This is a genomic window from Halorubrum tibetense, from assembly GCF_055396225.1.
In genome coordinates this window covers 779,008-795,474 of record NZ_AP043742.1, presented here as the reverse complement: position 1 = coordinate 795,474, position 16,467 = coordinate 779,008, and the positions used below count along the sequence as shown (strand labels likewise).

The 16,467-nt window shown below is 68.7% G+C and carries 18 protein-coding genes; 8 read left to right on the top strand and 10 right to left on the bottom strand.

Annotation, left to right across the window (positions count from 1 at the left end; translation table 11 throughout):
• The first annotated feature begins 255 nt into the window (after positions 1-255).
• The 3 genes from ACZ5TV_RS03965 (at position 256) to ACZ5TV_RS03955 (ending at position 2,474) form a co-directional block, all read left to right on the top strand.
• Positions 256-666, top strand: coding sequence for a DUF3054 domain-containing protein (locus ACZ5TV_RS03965; protein ID WP_379782510.1), 411 nt, complete (start codon positions 256-258; stop codon positions 664-666).
• Between the two features lie 342 nt (positions 667-1,008).
• Positions 1,009-1,293: a DUF8015 family protein gene (locus tag ACZ5TV_RS03960; RefSeq protein ID WP_464384130.1), complete on the top strand. Its 285-nt coding sequence runs from the start codon at positions 1,009-1,011 to the stop codon at positions 1,291-1,293.
• A gap of 179 nt (positions 1,294-1,472) precedes the next feature.
• Positions 1,473-2,474: an ornithine cyclodeaminase family protein gene (locus ACZ5TV_RS03955; RefSeq protein WP_464384129.1), complete on the top strand. Its 1,002-nt coding sequence runs from the start codon at positions 1,473-1,475 to the stop codon at positions 2,472-2,474.
• A 315-nt stretch (positions 2,475-2,789) separates the two neighbouring features.
• Here the strand turns inward: ACZ5TV_RS03955 and ACZ5TV_RS03950 are convergent, their stop codons facing one another.
• Complete coding sequence (locus ACZ5TV_RS03950; RefSeq protein ID WP_379783389.1) at positions 2,790-3,857, bottom strand: mRNA surveillance protein pelota; 1,068 nt, start codon at positions 3,855-3,857, stop codon at positions 2,790-2,792.
• A 51-nt stretch (positions 3,858-3,908) separates the two neighbouring features.
• Positions 3,909-5,093 carry a DUF4013 domain-containing protein gene (locus ACZ5TV_RS03945; protein WP_464384128.1) on the bottom strand — a complete coding sequence of 395 codons (1,185 nt, stop codon included), beginning with the start codon at positions 5,091-5,093 and terminating at the stop codon, positions 3,909-3,911.
• A 324-nt stretch (positions 5,094-5,417) separates the two neighbouring features.
• Between ACZ5TV_RS03945 and ACZ5TV_RS03940 the strand changes: the two genes are divergently transcribed.
• From ACZ5TV_RS03940 to ACZ5TV_RS03930, 3 genes are all read left to right on the top strand, one after another.
• Positions 5,418-5,792 carry a DUF8159 domain-containing protein gene (locus ACZ5TV_RS03940; RefSeq protein WP_379783855.1) on the top strand — a complete coding sequence of 125 codons (375 nt, stop codon included), beginning with the start codon at positions 5,418-5,420 and terminating at the stop codon, positions 5,790-5,792.
• Positions 5,789-6,727 (top strand): alpha/beta hydrolase, encoded by a 939-nt coding sequence (locus ACZ5TV_RS03935; RefSeq protein WP_464384127.1) that lies wholly within the window; start codon positions 5,789-5,791, stop codon positions 6,725-6,727. The genes ACZ5TV_RS03940 and ACZ5TV_RS03935 overlap by 4 nt, the downstream gene beginning before the upstream one ends.
• A gap of 65 nt (positions 6,728-6,792) precedes the next feature.
• Complete coding sequence (locus tag ACZ5TV_RS03930) at positions 6,793-7,104, top strand: MTH1187 family thiamine-binding protein (RefSeq protein ID WP_379783861.1); 312 nt, start codon at positions 6,793-6,795, stop codon at positions 7,102-7,104.
• A gap of 76 nt (positions 7,105-7,180) precedes the next feature.
• On the opposite strand, the gene ACZ5TV_RS03925 is transcribed toward ACZ5TV_RS03930, so the two are convergent.
• The 5 genes from ACZ5TV_RS03925 to ACZ5TV_RS03905 all read right to left on the bottom strand — a co-directional run bounded on the left by ACZ5TV_RS03925 (position 7,181) and on the right by ACZ5TV_RS03905 (position 11,500).
• Positions 7,181-7,843, bottom strand: a complete 663-nt coding sequence (locus ACZ5TV_RS03925) for a hypothetical protein (RefSeq protein WP_464384126.1) — start codon at positions 7,841-7,843, stop codon at positions 7,181-7,183.
• Positions 7,844-7,928: 85 nt separating this feature from the next.
• Complete coding sequence (locus ACZ5TV_RS03920) at positions 7,929-9,437, bottom strand: RtcB family protein (RefSeq protein WP_379781829.1); 1,509 nt, start codon at positions 9,435-9,437, stop codon at positions 7,929-7,931.
• Positions 9,438-9,490: 53 nt separating this feature from the next.
• Positions 9,491-10,003: a hypothetical protein gene (locus tag ACZ5TV_RS03915; protein WP_379781831.1), complete on the bottom strand. Its 513-nt coding sequence runs from the start codon at positions 10,001-10,003 to the stop codon at positions 9,491-9,493.
• Between the two features lie 127 nt (positions 10,004-10,130).
• Entirely contained in the window at positions 10,131-10,559 is a 429-nt protein-coding gene (locus ACZ5TV_RS03910; RefSeq protein WP_379781833.1) for an archease, read from the bottom strand.
• Positions 10,556-11,500 (bottom strand): DUF502 domain-containing protein, encoded by a 945-nt coding sequence (locus ACZ5TV_RS03905; RefSeq protein ID WP_379781835.1) that lies wholly within the window; start codon positions 11,498-11,500, stop codon positions 10,556-10,558. The genes ACZ5TV_RS03910 and ACZ5TV_RS03905 overlap by 4 nt, the downstream gene beginning before the upstream one ends.
• A gap of 231 nt (positions 11,501-11,731) precedes the next feature.
• Between ACZ5TV_RS03905 and ACZ5TV_RS03900 the strand changes: the two genes are divergently transcribed.
• The gene (locus ACZ5TV_RS03900) at positions 11,732-12,205 is read left to right on the top strand and encodes a GNAT family N-acetyltransferase (RefSeq protein ID WP_379781837.1); all 474 of its coding nucleotides are present in this window, start codon (positions 11,732-11,734) and stop codon (positions 12,203-12,205) included.
• 127 nt (positions 12,206-12,332) lie between these two features.
• Positions 12,333-13,553 carry a hydroxymethylglutaryl-CoA reductase (NADPH) gene (gene hmgA, locus ACZ5TV_RS03895; protein ID WP_464384125.1) on the top strand — a complete coding sequence of 407 codons (1,221 nt, stop codon included), beginning with the start codon at positions 12,333-12,335 and terminating at the stop codon, positions 13,551-13,553.
• Between the two features lie 55 nt (positions 13,554-13,608).
• On the opposite strand, the gene ACZ5TV_RS03890 is transcribed toward hmgA, so the two are convergent.
• The 3 genes from ACZ5TV_RS03890 to ACZ5TV_RS03880 form a co-directional block, all read right to left on the bottom strand.
• Entirely contained in the window at positions 13,609-13,878 is a 270-nt protein-coding gene (locus ACZ5TV_RS03890) for a DUF2250 domain-containing protein (protein ID WP_379782801.1), read from the bottom strand.
• A 126-nt stretch (positions 13,879-14,004) separates the two neighbouring features.
• Positions 14,005-15,402, bottom strand: a complete 1,398-nt coding sequence (gene cofH / locus ACZ5TV_RS03885; protein ID WP_379782799.1) for a 7,8-didemethyl-8-hydroxy-5-deazariboflavin synthase subunit CofH — start codon at positions 15,400-15,402, stop codon at positions 14,005-14,007.
• Between the two features lie 78 nt (positions 15,403-15,480).
• Positions 15,481-16,404 carry an HFX_2341 family transcriptional regulator gene (locus tag ACZ5TV_RS03880; RefSeq protein ID WP_379782797.1) on the bottom strand — a complete coding sequence of 308 codons (924 nt, stop codon included), beginning with the start codon at positions 16,402-16,404 and terminating at the stop codon, positions 15,481-15,483.
• Positions 16,405-16,467 lie beyond the last annotated feature (63 nt).

Below are 16,467 nucleotides of genomic sequence, written 5' to 3'. Positions count from 1 at the left end.
ACGATTTGGACCTCTCGGGAGCCTATACAGAGGTGCTAGAAGCAGGTCTTGAAGCGTTGGAGACTCAAGACCAGTTGTAACGTGGCGGTTTCTTACCGGAGCGCACGCGATTCATGCCCGCCGTGAACGGCGGGATTCTCTCGCTGTATCAAGATAGTCACAGCGGCCGCCGGTGTCGCGGGTCTTTCGCAGCGCGTTTCTCGCCGTCGGCGCGGATCCGTACGTACAAAGTAGGCGCGGGTCCGACGGGGTCGTATGGACGTCAAGTCGTTTCTGGCCGGACGCCTGGACCGCGCGGCGGCCCCGCTCGCGGTCGGCGACGTCGTGGTGTTGCTCGCGCTGTTGACCGTCGGGACGCTCAACCACACGACCGTGGCGTTCCTGCTCGACGACCCGATATACCTGGTCGGCGTGTGGGCCCCGTTCGTGATCGGTTGGGTCGTCTTCGCGCCGCTCGTCGGCGCGTACTCCGCCGGCGCGGTCGAGACGGCGAAGTCGTCGGTCCCGCTCGTGATCCGATCGTGGATCCCGGCGGCCGTCGTCGGGTTCGTCCTGCGCGAGTTCGTGTTCCGTGGGAGCGCGGCACCGACGTTCATGCTCATCACGCTCGTCCTCGGCGCGGTCGCGCTCGGCGGGTGGCGGGCGCTGTACTTCCGGATTCGGTAGCCCGGATCCTCGATCCGCCGAATTCAGCCCGAGCCTTCCAGCGCTCTCGTTTCTCGCGGGCTCTCTCCGCTTCTCTCCACGTCCTTTCCCTCCGCTTTTCTTTCGTCTACTCCCCTTTCCTTCCCTGCCGTACCGCTCGTGCTCGTGGTACCACCTCGTGCTCGTCGTACCACCTCGTGGTTCCGATCTACCCTGAATTGAAATCGATCGACTCCAGTTCGCCGGCTGTACGCGGAGTATCGATGTATAAGTTATAGCAATAATCTCTGTTCTCACTGAGTTCCTGATCACACAACCATGGGAAACAATTAAGTGGGAAAGTGTGATAGATCCACATGGATTATGACTGGGTACTACGACTACGTCCTCGGGCTCATTCCGGCCGCGCTGATCGGGATCACCGCGTTCCTGAATCTGGTCGGACTGTCGTTGACGATGGCGCTTCCCGTGGGCGCGGGCGTCGCGCTGGTCCTGATGGGCCACGCGATGTTCGTTCGGGGGCCGCTCTCCGACGCCGACTCCCCGCCCGGCGAGTCCGGATCGGCCCCCGGTCATCCCCCAGCCTCGAACCCCTCTAGCGGGGCGGCAGCCTCGGGCGGCCCCGCGACGTCCGGCGGCTCCGACTGACCGGACGGTCCAGTCCCGCTCCTGATCCCCGCCCCGCTCTTGGTCCCCACCCCGCCCCGCTCCCGGTCGCTGCCCGGCCTCGCTCCCGGTTCCGGGGCCTTTCGCGTTCGAACCGCGTTCTCCCCACGATGGCGGTCGGGTCCTGTACCGTTTAGTCGTTCCCGCCCCATCAGTCGGGTATGACCGACGCGTTGTTCCTGACGAGCGGTGACGTCGACGACCTCGCGGAGCCCGCCGACTACGTCGCTGCCGTCCGTGACGCCTATCGGCAGGTCGGGTCGGGCGCACCCGCTGAGCCGCGGACCGCGCTCACGAGCCGTGACCCGCCGGGAATGCTCACGACGTACGCCGCGATCCTCCCCGACACCGGCGCGATGGGGGGATACACCTACGCCGCCGGCTTCGGGGCCGAGGACGCCTGGTTCATGACGCCGCTGTTCGACGCCGAAACCGGTGAGCCGTTGGCGCTGCTCGACGGCGCATCGATGAACCCCTACAAGACGGGGGCGGCCGGCGCGGTCGCCGTCGACGCGCTCGCTCGCGACGACGCCACGGAGATCGCCGTCATCGGTAGCGGCGCGCAGGCTCGCGGCCAGCTGGCGACGACCGCCACGGTTCGGGAGTTCGAGGCTGTGCGCGTCTTCTCGCCCACGGCCGAGCACCGCGAGGTGTTCGCCGAGGAGTTCGCCGGCCGGATCGACGCGGACGTCTCGGCGGTCGGGAGCACGAGTGCGGCGCTGGCCGGCGCAGACGTGGTCATCACGGCGACGACCGCGAGCGACCCCGTTATCGATGACGCCGCCATCGAGCCCGGCACCCACGTCACGGCGATGGGACAGTACCACCCCGAAAAGAACGAGCTGCCGCCCGAACTGGTCGCGCGGGCGACGTACGTCCCCGACCTCCGGGCGCGAGCGACGCGAGACGCGGGATCGTTCCTGGCCGCGGTCGACGCGGGACTGATCGACGCGGAAACGGGGGTCGCCGCCGACCTCGGCGCGGTCGTCGCCGGCGAGCACCCCGGACGGACGAGCGACGACGAGGTGACCGTCTTCGACTCCGGCGGCACCGGGATCGAGACCGCCGCCGCGGCGCATATGCTTTATAAGCGCGCGAGCGAGGCGGGACGCGGGCAGTCCATCGAGTTCGCGCCCGCGAGCGAGGCGCTCACGGGTCGGTGACGCCGGATCCGCGTAGCCCGTCGTCGCTCTCGGCGTTCGGAGCGTCGGGTGACTCCGGGATCCGGTATTGCGTATAAAACACCGACCGATCGCTTATAAGTGACCACTGCGTCCATCGAGGGACCTTCGGCCCCTCTCTAGCAGCCGGCGCGTAGCGGCGGCGACAGCGAGGCGCTACGCGCCTCTGACAGTCGAGCGAAGCCCGACGACCTCGCGGGCCGCTCGCACCACTTATAAGGGTACGAGCGGACGCGCCACCGCATGAGCCGCTTACCGGACCGTTTGTTTATATACCCGAGTCGGGACCTTCATTCCTCACTGCAGCCGATACCGCAGGATCGCGGCGATCCCGCCGAGGTTCGCGAGCTGTTCACCGGGCGCGAACTCCGAGGAGAACACGACCACGTCGCCGCCCTGCCGCTCGACCGAGCGGATCACCTCGTTGACGTCGATCTCCCAGTCGCCCTCGCCCTGCCGCTCCGTGCGGAGCCGGTCGTCGACGACGAGCAGCGTCTCGACCGCGCCGAACTCCGCGGCCTCGGCCACGTCCTCCGGACCGTATGTCGCCTTCGCGCCGGTGGCGATGTTCTCGGTCAGATCGTCGATGAGGTTCGCCTCCTTCGAGATCCGCGTCTCCTTCTGTACCTCGTCGACCGCGCCGCGTTTGAGCACCTCGTGGACGCCGCGGTCGCCGACCGCGGAGGTGTCGACGGTCGTGATGTCGTCGCCCAGGTCGCGGTACTCCTCCTCGATGTAGTCGCGGGCGTCCCGCTTCGTGAACCCCGGTCCGGCGAGGATGACGGCGTCGGCGTCGAGATGGCTGAGCGCCTCGCCGAGCTCCGCGAACAGCTCCTCGCGGGGGCGCGAGTACTCCCCTTTCCCGGTGGGTTTGGTGAACGACGCGTACTCCTCGGTGCCGTACTGCTGGACGGTGTGGATCGACGCCGCACCCTCCTCGACGGTGGCGATGGCGACATCGGGGTTCTCGGCGGCCTCGGTCGCCTCCTCGATCCGGTCGGTCTGGTCCGGCTTGAAGTGTTTCTCGATGGTGACCTCGTCGTGCTCCTCGACGTTGAGGGTGTGGTGGCTCCCGAGCTGGTCCTCGCGGGAACAGCCGACGATGACGCCACCGACTCGCAGTCGGTTGGCGAAGCGCGCGAACTCCACGGTCTCGACCTCGATGGTGACGTAGAGGTGTTCGCGCTGGCCGCCCGTGTCCCGCATCTGCTCGTCGTCGCGTTGGATCCGGCGGGTCGTGTCGCCCTCTATCAGGTCACCCGGTTCGAGGACGTGCGCGAGGTGCCAGAGGTCGTCGACGTTCTCGGGGACGAGCGTGAGCCGTTCGCGACCCTCCTCGCCGTACCCGCGCTCGGCGATTCGCATGGACGGCCGTTCGACCGGGTTGGTATCAACCCTTGCCATCCCGATCGGGCGTCATCGGTCCTCCGCCGTCGGCCCCCACTCGAACGCCCGCGACACCTCGGGTTCCTCAGCGTGTTCCGATTCCCCGGGTTCCTCGCCGGCGGCCGGGGCCGGTTCCGGTTCCGCCGGGCGGAACGGGTCGTCCGGGGAGTTTCCGTCAGCACCGTGGGTCCCACCGGCCGGGTCGTCGTCCACGTCGCCGGCCGGATCGTCGTCCACGTCGCCGGCCGGATCGTCGTCCACGTCGCCGGCCGGATCGTCACGTCCCGCCTCGGCCCGTCCGGACGCAAACGGAACGGACCGCCCGGTCTGTACGTCGACCGGCGGTTCCGCCAGTCCCCGGACGACGACGCCGGTGCTCGGTCCCTCACGAGGCGTCCCCGAATCGGCGCGCTCCGCGTCAGTCGAGGTTGGCTCCGCGCCAGCCGTCCCTTCGCGGAGCGTCGCCGCCGCGCCGCGGCCGTACAGCGCGTGGACGACCACTCGGGTGACGAACACCACCACGATCCCGGCGATCAGGGGAACGAACGGGGCACCGATAGCGTACCCCGTCAGCAGCGTTACCGCCGCCAGCGACCACGCGACGGCGTAGTCGCCGGTGAACGCCACGTCGGCGACCAGCGACGGCCGGAACCCGTCCCGCAGGCGACCGGTCGCGGCGAACGCGGCCAGCGCGGCCGGTCTGACGTAGGCGAACACGAGGAGGTATGCCCCCGTCAACAGGAGGGTTAACCCGCCGAGAACGCCGACGATGGCCCCGGCGGCGGTCGACGTCTCGGACGGCTCCGCCGCGACCGGTTCGAGGAGCGGTTCGGGGTCGACGAGCCCCGCCTCCAGGAACGCGCCGGCAACCCCGACGGCGACGAGGGCGACCGCGAGCGGCAGGAGGTAGCCGACCGTGAGCAGGGCCGATTTGAGGCCGTCACGGTAGAGCCGCCCCCACGCGACGAACGGGGGAGTACCGTCGGCGTTCCCGGTTTCGATCCCGCCGGCGACGACCCGGAGGTAGTACCCGCGAGCCACGAGCGCCGGCGCGAGCGCGAGCGGAGCGGCGAGGACCGCGGGCGGGAACAGCAGCGTGACGACGAGCCAGACCGGCGCAACGGTCCACGCGAGCAGCGTCAACACCGTCCCCACGACGATCGTCCCGGCCGCGTCCGCGGACCGCGTCGGCGTCGCCAGCGCACCACGAAGCATACCGATCCGTCTCCCGGCAGGGTCATAAGTGACCTCCTCCCCGCAGTACGCGGCGGGCTTCCGCCCTCCGACCGTCCGTGTGTAAGCGGAATAACTGAAATCCTGTTCACCGATGGTTTATCCGATAGCGCGGTGTCGTCGGAAACGGCCGCGCGGGAGGATCGTGTGCCTCTGACAGAACCGATCCGGCCGTCCGTCGTGACGGCCCCCGCCAGCGGCTTTTCGAAGGCGCATCTGAACGACGATATCCGCGGAGTCGTGGGTTTCATCGAGCCGACCGCGGCGCGCCGGTACCGATTTATCCCGCCCCGCCGACCGTCCGGTATGAGCGATGACGAGACGGTGGGCGGGATCGAACCGACCCTCCGTACCTACGGGATCAGCGTCGAGGCGGTGGACACGGGCGATCCGCTGGAGGTGACGTACATGACCGCCTTCCCCGGACGGGAGGTCCACCACGGCGAGATCGGTCGCGCCCTCAACGCCCTCATCGACCGCGCCGAGGCTGACGAGTGGGAGCCAGTCCGCGTGGAAGCGACCGTCGTCCGGTCGCCCGGGGACCCGCTCGGCACGTGGGCGGCCGAGCCGGAGTGGTTCGAGGCGCTCATCGACTACGAGATCAGCGAGACGGAGTTCTCGACGCGCGTCCTCGAAACGCTCACACACGTCGACGCCGGTGCGGAGGGTCCCACGCCGTGACCCGCCGGAACCCGGTCAACCGGGCGCAGCGACGGTTGGCACGGCCCCCTCGCGAGCGGTTCGCCACTCGAACGCTCTCCTTCGATGTCGACGGCGAGACGTGTCGCGGAACCCTCTATCTGCCGGGCGGCGACGGGAGCGACCCGCCGACCGTGGTGATGGCACCCGGCCTCGGCGCGGAGCGGTCCTTCGGCTACCCCGCGATCGCCGAACGGTTCGCCGACGCCGGGTACGCGGCGCTGCTGTTCGATTACCGCGGGTTCGGCGCGTCCGACGGCGACGAGCAGGTGATCCACCCCGCGAGCCAGCGTGCCGACTACGCCGCCGCGATCGACCGTCTCGGCGAGGTGGACGCCGTCGGTCGGGAGACCGTCCTCTGGGGCACGTCGCTGTCGGCCGGCCACGTCCTGACGCTCGCCGCCGACCGCCGGGACATCGATGCCGTCGTCGCCGTCACGCCGCTGCTCGACGCCCGACGGATCGTCCGAGCCCGTGGGCCGAAGTACGTCGCTCGCGCGGGGGTGAGGGGCGTCCGTGACCTCCTCGGCCACCGACTCGGGCGGGGTCGAAGCGTGCCGATCGCCGGGAGCCGCGAGGAGCTGGCCGCCATCACCGAGCCCGGATCGAAGCGGGGATACCTCGACCTCGTCGACCGCGAGTCGCGCTGGCGCAACGAGACCCCCGCGCGGTCGCTGCTCCGACTCGTGAACTATCGGCCCGGCGAGCGGATCGGCGAGATACGCGCCCCGACGCTGTTGCTCGCGGGCACCGACGACGCGATCGTTCCGGTCGACGGCGTCGTCGCCGCCGGAAGCGACCTCGATCGTGGCACCGTCGTCACGATGCCGGCCGACCACTTCACCCCGTTCGGCGCGGACTTCGAGCCGGCGATGGGTCACCAGCTCTCCTTCCTCCGAGACGCGTTCGAGGACTGACTCCGGGTGCGGTCGTCGCTCGTTCGTGACCCGGGTTTATCCCCGAACGCGACGAACCTTCGACCATGACCGTGATCGCCATGCTGAGCGTCGCACCGGTCCGTGAAGGAAGCATGTCCGGCGAGGTCGCGAAAGCCGTCGACGCGCTCGACGCGTACGACGTGTGGTACGAGACGAACCCGATGGGTACGGTGATCGAGGCGGACGACATCGACACCCTCCTGGCGGCGGTCGGGGCGGCCCACAAGGCCGTCGACGGCGACCGCGTCTCGACGTTCCTGAAGATCGACGACAAACGGACGGTCGACGCGAGCGCCGACGAGAAGGTCGCGGCCGTCGAGGAACACCTCGGTCGGAAAGCGACAGGCGGACAGTAAGCGGACGGGCAGGAACGTCCGACTGCGGGCCAGTCAGGCGCGCTCCGCGTCATCGATCGTTCTGCCGTGTCGACCGTCACGCCGTGTCGACGTCGACCGTTCCGCCGGCACCCGCGTCGCCCGGGGGGTTCTCCACCGACACGTCGACGGTCGTCGTGCGGACGACGGTCGCCTCGTCGCGCCCGCCGACGACGTCCGCGCGCAACACGAGATCAAGCGTCGTCGACGACGTCTCGCCGCCGGCGAGGGTCGGATCGCTCAGTCGGTCACTCGTCACCGCGTCGCCGCGCTCGGTCGCGTCCGCGCGCTCGAAGGCGACCGCAAGGTCGCCGGCGACGCTCCCGGCGTCGAACCGCTCGACGCTCGCGATATCGTCCGGGGTCGAGTCGGCGGCCTCGGCCGTCACCGTCTCCCGATACACCTCATCGACGCCCGCCGGACCGCCAACTGCGAGCGTGACCGTCACCGCGTCGACGCCGTCGCCGAAGTCGGTCCACGAGACCTCGACACGCGGTGAGAGGTACACCGACTCGACGCGCCCGTCGTTGCTCGTGACCGTCGGCGAGTCGCCGGCCTCGAACGCGGCGGGATCGCCGTCGACGGCGGCGGCGGGCTCGCTCGACGCGCCGAGCGCCCCGAGCCCCGCGATCCCACCGACGACGATCGCGCCGGCGGTCCCCAGCAGCGACCGCCTGCTCGTCCCCATCGATCCCTCACGACCGCGCGTGTGTCCCGTCATTCCGACGCGAACTGGGCGCGGTATCGGATATAAGCCGTCGCGACCACGGAGGGCGGGTGGTCGCGAGCGACGCGCCGGTCCGCGGTCAGCCCTTGATGTTACAGACGGGGAACGTCCGGGCGACCCGGTCGCCGATCCCGAGCTCGTCGCTGACGCGGATCACCTCGTCGACGTCCTTGTAGACGCCCGGAGCCTCCTCGGCGATCGTCGCGCCCGACTGCGCTTTCACGTAGATCGACTGCTCGCTCGCCAGGTCGTCTTGGACGTCGCCGCCCCAGAACTCCTGTTTCGCCTGTGTCCGACTCATCAGTCGGCCGGCCCCGTGAGCGGTCGACCCGAACGAAACGCGCATGGACTCCGACCCACCTCGGAGAACGTACGACCCGGCACCCATGCTCCCGGGAATGATCACCGGCTGTCCCACGTCGCGGTACACGGCCGGCACGTCCTCGTGTCCGGCCGGGAACGCCCGCGTCGCGCCTTTCCGGTGGACGTACAGCTCGCGTTCCGCCCGGTCGACGACCTCGTCGCCGGTGGCGGGAAGCCCGTCCTCGCCGACGCCGACCTCGTGCGTCTCCTTTTTGCCGATGTTGTGTGCGACGTCGTACAACAGCTCCATCTCCAGGTCGTCGATCGGGTCGGCGTCGAACACCTCGCCGAACGTCTCGCGGACCTGATGGGTGATCAGCTGGCGGTTCACCCACGCGAAGTTGATACACGCGCTCATCGCGCCGTAGTACTCCTCGGCTAGCTCGGAGCCGGCGGGGGCGGCCGCGAGCTCCTTGTCCGGCAGGTCGGCGAGCAGGTCGCCGTGTTCCGTCTCGATCCGTCGGAGATAGTCGTTGCAGGTCTGATGGCCGAGCCCGCGACTGCCACAGTGGATCAGGACGACGATTTCCCCCTCGTGTAGACCGTACGCGTCCGCAACGTCGTCGCGGAACACGTCGGTGACGCGCTGTACTTCGAGGAAGTGGTTCCCCGAGCCGAGCGACCCCATCTGGTTGCGTCCGCGGTCCATCGCCTTCTGTGAGACGTACTCCGGGCGTGCGTCCGGCCGTCGCCCTTCGTCTTCACAGTGTGCGAGGTCGCTCTCGATCCCGTACCCTTCCTCGACGGCCCACTCGACGCCACGTTCGAGCGCACCCTCGATCGCGTCGGCGTCGCCGTCGATCACGCCGCCCCCGCCGAGCCCGGACGGGATCGCCTCGAAGAGGGCGTCGACGAGCGCCTCCTCGCGGCCTCGCACGTCGTCGTAGGTGAGCGAGGTACGGACCATCCGCACGCCGCAGTTGATGTCGTAGCCGATCGCGCCGGGCGAGATGCAGCCGGTGTGGGCGTCGATCGCGCCGACCCCGCCGACCGGGAACCCGTACCCCTGATGGCCGTCCGGCATACAGATCGCCGGTTCGACGATCCCCGGGAGGTGCGTCGCGTTCCGCAGCTGCTGGAGGGTGGCGTCCTCGCCGATCTCTTCGAGGAGCGACTCGCTGGCCAACACCCGTGCGGGGACGTTCATCTCCCCCTCGCGGGGGATCTCCCAGACGTGTTCTCGCACCTTCTCCAACCGGATCCCATCGAACTCGCGCGTGGTCATAGCCGAGGATTCGACGCGACGGGGGAAGGGCGTTACGTCGGGCGGCCGCGCGCCTATCGGTCGGCTGGATCGACGGGAACCCACCCGATCGCCCCGTCCGCGAGGGTGAACGCGGCGAACACGCGACCCAACACGACGCCGTAGATCAGGTGGGCGACCGCGATACCGACGCCGAACTCGAGGCCCGCCGTCACGCCCGGCAGCGGAAGCGTGGGGACCGGTAGCGACGTGGCTCCCGCGAGCGCGAGTGACAGGGGTAACAGCAGACCACCCGTGATCACGCCGAGCAGCGCGGAGTGGAGGACGCCAAGGGAGAGGCAGCCGCCGACGTCGTTTCGGAGGTCATCGAAGAACGGTCTGTCGAACATCGCGACGAACAACACCCCGAACGCCGTACTGTTGAACAGGTGAACCGCCCAGCCGGCGAGGACCGTCTCGACGCCGATGAGCGCGCCGATCGTCGGCATCAGCCCGAGGAGCCCGTGTAACACGACCCCCATCGTGACGCCGGCGACCGCGCCGCCGACAGCGCCCGCTCGCCACGCGGCCTGACTGGTTTGTGACATATGACAACACACGCCACACAACGGCATAACGCTTTCGACCGAAATGCGCTTGAACAACGGTTTCGGACCTATTTACCGGTCGAATTACGTAGGAATCGACTACCCGTCTGCCTGTCGGCCGGGCCGCTCACACGTCGAAGACGACGTACGCGTACCAGCCGTCGTCCCTCGGTTTGAGGGTCATCTCGGAGTAGGTGACGGCCTTGACCTCCCGCGCGTCGACGCGGTCGAGCGGTACGCCGCGCGCGGTCGCTTCGACGGTCCACGCCGCGCTCGGGCCCGAGTCCTTCGGCGACAGCACTTGGCAGTCGTGGTCGGCGGGGAGCACCTCCCGCACGTCACGCTCGTAGATCAGGTGATCGAGGTAGTCGAACAGCAGCCCCTCCCGACTCTCCGCGCGGACTTCGACCCGGAACCGATCGCCCCCTGTCCCCGGAACCGAGTCGCAGCTCGCGGCGGTGAGCCCGTCCGCGACCGCCGCGAACGTCGCGGAGAGGGTCGGGCCGGTCGCCTCAACGGCGATGTCGGCGGTGTGATCGCGGAGTTCGTACGTCACGATCCGCCGTTTCGGCTCCGATCGGTTTCCGTGTTGTCATCGCCGTCGCCCCCCGGATCGAACCCGGTGCCGAGCGGCTGCCCTCCGTTTCCTGCCCCTTCGTCGCTTTCGGTCTCCGTCCCGTTTTCGGGCCCCGAACCGGCCGATCCCGGTTCCGCTCCGTCTGACCCCTGTTCCGCCTCGTTCCCCACCCTCGGCGGATCGAACCGCTCGTCGACCTGTCCGGTGACGGAGAGCTGTCGCAGCTTTTCCCGAGAGAGGCCCTCCGCACCGTCGACCGCTTCTTCGAGGGCGACGCCGCTCGTCACCAGCGCGCGGATCCCCTGTTCGACCGTGAGATCGACGTCGACGATCCGGTCTTCCGGGACGAAGACGACGTGGCCACCCATCACCGGGTTCGGTGCCATCGGCATAAACAACGTCCGCATGGACTCCTCCCCGCTCGGCGCGGTCACCGCGTCCGGCGTTTCGCTCGTCACGAACGCCACCGTGTACACGCCCTCCGTCGGGAACTCGACGAGGACGACCTCCCGGAAGTTCGCTTCGTCTGACTCCAACATCACGTCGCTCATCTGTCTGAACCCCTCGTACACCGACCCGATCCCGGGGACCGCTTCGATAACGTAATCGACGTAGTCGACGGCGCGTTCGCCGTACCGTGTCGAATCCACCGCGGCTCCGATAAAGACGATCGCCGTGACGAACACGACCGGCGTCGCGAGCTCGATGAGCAGCTCGCGCTCGATCCGTCCGACGACCGGAACGACGACTTGGGGCGACACCGTCGCGAGCACGGAGGAGAACCAGTCGAGGTAGTCGTACACTGCGTTGAACGCGATCGCAAGGACGAATACCGTGATGACGAACGGAACGACCACCGCGACCCCGGTGAGGAACGCCCGCCGGAGCCATTGCCGGTTCGTCGTCGACTCGCTGGGCATTACCCCGATCCATGTACGACGACGACAAAAACTATCGTGGTTGTGTCACAGCGTCACCGCTGTCGTATCGGTGCTCGCGGTCGAAGGCCTCGCATCGTCGCGGACCGGCCGTCGCGTCGGCGTAGCACGACCGTCGCATCGTCGCGGACCGGCCGTCGCGTCGGCGTAGGACCCCTCGCATCGCCGTCGTCCCGGTGGAGTTATATCCCGCTGGCGTGTTATCCAGTCCCAGTGAGCGTCAACGTGGAGCAGCGGACCGATCCGCCGGGCGAGTCCGAACACGTCATCGAGGCGTGGGAGCTCAAAGAGCGGATCCGTCGTATCGACGGCGTCCTTCGCCAGCGACGGAGCTTCTTCGTCGACGCCTATCGGCGCTCGACGACGTATCTCCTGTTCGAGGACGACCGCCTCATCGCGTTCGCGTCCGTCCGCCGCGACGGCTACGTGCTCTTTCTCGCCGTCGACCCCGAGTATCGCGGGCAGGGGCTGGGCGAGCGGCTGGTCGCCGAGGTGGCCCAGGAACACCGGTCCGTCTCCTGTCACGCCCGGACGACGAACGAGTCGGCGCTCGGCTTCTACGAGCACGTCGGCTTCGAAGTCGAACGACGGATCGACAACTACTACGAGGACGGGGGGGACGCCTACTACCTCACGCTGGGCCGGGAGAGCCTGCGGGAGCGACTCTCCGATTTCGTCCGACGGTAGGGCGTTCCGGCGATGCCGGCCGGCGGTCACGGAATCCGATCGAACGGTCGTCGTGACTCGCGATCGGACGGTCGTCGAGAACCCCGGAACCGACAGCCATTAGCGCCCGCCGTGAGGAGACGCGGGCATGAGCGAGCCAACGATCTCGACGCTCGTCGAGCGCGTCCGTGACGGTGACGTCCGCCTCCACGAGCTCGAAGAGCACGTCGATCCCGACGCCGCGGCGACCGTCCGGCGGCGAGTCGTCGCCGAGCAGTCCGGGGCCGACGTCGACGCGTTCGGGGAGTACGCGTTCGACGCGGCCGACGCCGACCCGAACATCGACAACATGATCGGCGGCGTTCAGGTACCGGTCGGCGTCGCCGGCCCCGTCACGGTCGACGGTGGGTCGCTGTCGGGGTCGCGGTACCTCCCGATGGCCACGACTGAAGGGGCGCTCGTCGCGTCCGTCAACCGCGGTTGCTCGGTCATCGACGCGGCCGGCGGCGCGACTGCGCGCGTCACGAAAAGCGGAATGACCCGTGCGCCCGTCTTCAGGGTCGCCGACGTCGCCGAGGCCGAAGCGCTCGCCTCGTGGGTGCGGGACAACGTCCCCACGTTGCGGACGGCCGCGGAGTCGACGACCAGCCACGGCGAGCTCCGCGAAGTCACGCCGTACGTCGTCGGCAACAACGTCTACCTCCGGTTCGCCTTCGACACGAAGGACGCGATGGGGATGAACATGGTCACCATCGCCACCCGCGAGGCCTGTGACGTGATCGAGGCGGAGACGGACGCCTCGCTCGTCGCGCTCTCGGGTAACCTCTGTTCCGACAAGAAGCCCGCCGCGGTCAACGCGGTCGAGGGGCGCGGCCGGTCGGTCGCTGCCGATGTGGAGATCCCCCGCGAGGTCGTCGAAGACCGGCTTCACACGACGCCCGAGGCGGTCGCCGAGATCAACACGCGAAAGAACCACGTCGGCTCCGCGAAGGCGGGGTCGCTCGGCTTCAACGCACACGTCGCCAACACGGTCGCGGCCATGTTCCTCGCGACGGGCCAGGACGAGGCACAGGTCGTCGAGGGTGCGAACGCGATCACGACCGCCGAACTGACGCCCGAGGGCGGCCTCTACGTCTCGGTGTCGCTCGCGAGCCTGGAGGTCGGAACGGTCGGCGGCGGGACGAAGCTGCCGACGCAGGCCGCCGGCCTCGACGTACTTGGCGTCCGCGGCGGCGGCGATCCTCCCGGAAGCAACGGCGACGCGCTCGCCGAAGCGATCGCGGTCGGCGCGCTCGCGGGCGAGCTATCGCTGCTCGCCGCGCTCGGGTCCCGACATCTCGCCTCCGCACACGCCGACCTCGGTCGGTGACCGTCGTCGTGCGCTTGGGCGTGCTAGCGCCGTCGAGACCGGAACCCGATCCGAGTTAATCCGACCAGCGTGGGCAGTCCTCGCGAAGCGCTTCGCGCCCGGTGTCGGTGAGTCGATACACCGGCTCCCCGGTGACCTGCTCGACGAACCCCGCCGATTCGAGCACATGGAGGCGTGACTCGACGTGATCCGCATACAGCCCCGTGTTTCCAGCGATGAACGCTCCGTAGTCGCTTCCGACGTCGTCGAGATACGCGAGCACTCGTTCGTCCGAGCGCGTGAGCGTCGGCGAGTTGCCGTCGGACTCTTCATCGGACACGGGCATCTCATACGTGTTACCGTGAACCATTGGCAAACCGGTTTCGACTGTTCCCGCTCGCTGGGATCGAGGGGCCGCGGCTCCTCGGGTTGTACGTGATACTGTCGCCGCGGCGGATGCGCGCCTGCCCCACTAATCGTCCGCGCTGGCGGAGCTGCCGTCGGCGGTACCCGTCCCGGGTCGGCCCGCGAGCATCGGAGTGCCGTCGGCTCGCGGGCCGAGCGTCGGCCCGTGCGGGCCGTCGTCGGGGTCGATCCGGCGACGGGTTCGATAGTCGGTCGAGCGCTCCACGGGCGTCCGCCCGATCGCCGTGATCATCTCCACGTAGTCGTCGAACGACCGGTACTCGCCGTACTCGCCGCCGGCGCGCTTGGTTATCTCCTCGGAGAGGATCGTCCCCATGAAGTCGTCCGCGCCGCAGTTGAGCAGCTTGAGGCCGTGGGCGTCGCCGGATTTCACCCAGGAGGCCTGAATGTGATCGACGTTGTCCAGGAAGAGCCGGGCGACCGCAACCACGAGCTCGTCCTCGTCCCGCGAGGGGCCGCCGTCGACGACCCCCTGACGGAACAGCGGGGTGTTCCGATGAATGAACGAGAGCGGGACGAACTCCGTGATCCCGCCGGTTCGGTCTTGGAGGTCGCGGATCACGCCGAAGTGCTCGGCGCGGTGTTCGACCGTCTCGACGTGGCCGTACATCATCGTCGACGTGACATCGAGGCCGGCGGCCATCGCCCCCTCCATCGCCGCGACCCAGTCGTCGGTCCCGATCTTCCCCGGACAGATCACCTCACGGACCTCGTCGACGAGGATCTCCGCGGCGGTCCCGGGCGCGGAGTCGAGTCCCGCGTCGGCGAGCGCTCGGTAGACGGTTTCGTAGTCCCAGTCGGTGCCGCGGGCGGCGTGGTACGCCTCCTCGGGCGTCATCGAGTGGAGGTGGACACCGCCGACCGCCATCGCCCGCAGCTGCTCGACGTACGTGCCCGGATCCGTGGTGTACGTCTCGGGCGGCTTGTAGTTCACCTCGCTCGCGGGGTCGTCGTGGGCGGCGAGCACCTCGTGGTGCTCCTCGTTCAACGCGAGCGCGGGGTGGAGCCCGGAGACCGAACACACCTCGTACACGCCCATATCGAGGGCGTCCTCGACGACCGCGCGCGACTCTGCCGGCGTCTTGGTGAACCCCGCGTGGTCGACGTCGCTGTCCGCCTCGAACGCGTGTGCCGAGTCCTTGAAGTTACAGAACAGACACCCCGTGTTGCAGGCGGTCGTGACGTTGTTGTTGAGGTTGGCGACGAAGGTGACCTCGTCGCCGACGGTCTCCCGCCGTCGCGTGTCGGCGGCTTCGAGCACCGCCTCCTTGCGAACCGGGTCGATCCCCGCCGTGTCGGTTCCGGTCGCGAGCAGCTCCGTCGCGTCGTCGACGGTGAGTCTGACCCCGTCCCGCGCCTTCGCGAGAGCGTTCTCGAACGACTGGTCGGTCGCCGGCGCGGCGAACCCGAACTCGTCCGGGTCGAGGTCGCGATCCGTCGTCATCCAGTTACCGTCCCCGCCCCACGGATAAAAACGGGCCGGTAGTGGCACTCGACCGAGCTGATCGCGCGAGCTCTCGCTTCACGCGAGCTCCCGGTCGTCGCCGGCGTGTGCCCGCACCCACAGCTCGCCGATCCGCGAGAGCCGCGTCCGGTAGGACTTCCCGTGTTCCTCCTGTTCGATGTACCCCTTCCCGCCGGGGCCGAGTCGGTCGACGTTGTAGATCACCTTCGATCGGAACGAGTCGGTGTACTCCTCGTTGAGGTCGGCGGCGAGCGTCTCCGCGAGCTCCGAGACGGACTCGAACTCCCCGTGTTCGCCGAGCGTGAACAGGACGAGCTCCTCGAACGGTTTGACGTTCTGGAAGGAGGCGACCGGCAGCTCGATCACGTGGCTGTCGCCGATCCGCTTCGCACCGATGGTCGTCCCGCGCTCGTCGAACTCCGACAGCAGGTCGCTCGTCGTCGTCAGCCGGTCCGTGATCCGGTCGTCGTCGATGTCGCCGTCCCCTTGGAGGTCACGCAGGAGGTCACGGTTCGCCCGCAGCTCCTCGGCGAGCTCCGTTTCGAGGTACTTCTCCGGGGCGGTGTAGTATGTGTGGATCCGGTCGCGGTCCGCCTGTCGCTCGACCATGACCGAGTGGGCCGCGGTCGCGAACGCGAAGGAGACGGGACGGGGCATCGAGCAGACGTTCACCCACACTTCCCGGCTCTCCCCGTCGGGGCCCTCCCGGTCGAGCTCCTCGTTGATGAGGTCGAACGCGCGCTCGAAGGCGGCGTCGTAGTCGTACACGTCGGGTAGTCGCTCGCGAACCGTCTCCGCACCCAGCAGGTTCGTGAAGTCCTGTTCGAGCTTCCGGGCGATGTTGCGGGAGTACTCGACGTTGGCCTCGCTGCCGACCGTCCCCTCGAGGAGGATCACCCGGTCGACGTCGAACTGGTCCCGGATGAGCGGGGCGATCATCCGGTCGTAGTCGAACCCGACCGGGACGATGTGGGTCTGCATGCGTGGACGTTTGCCGGTCGTGGCTAAAAACCCGTAGCGTTGGCGGCGAAAGACCTTCACCGA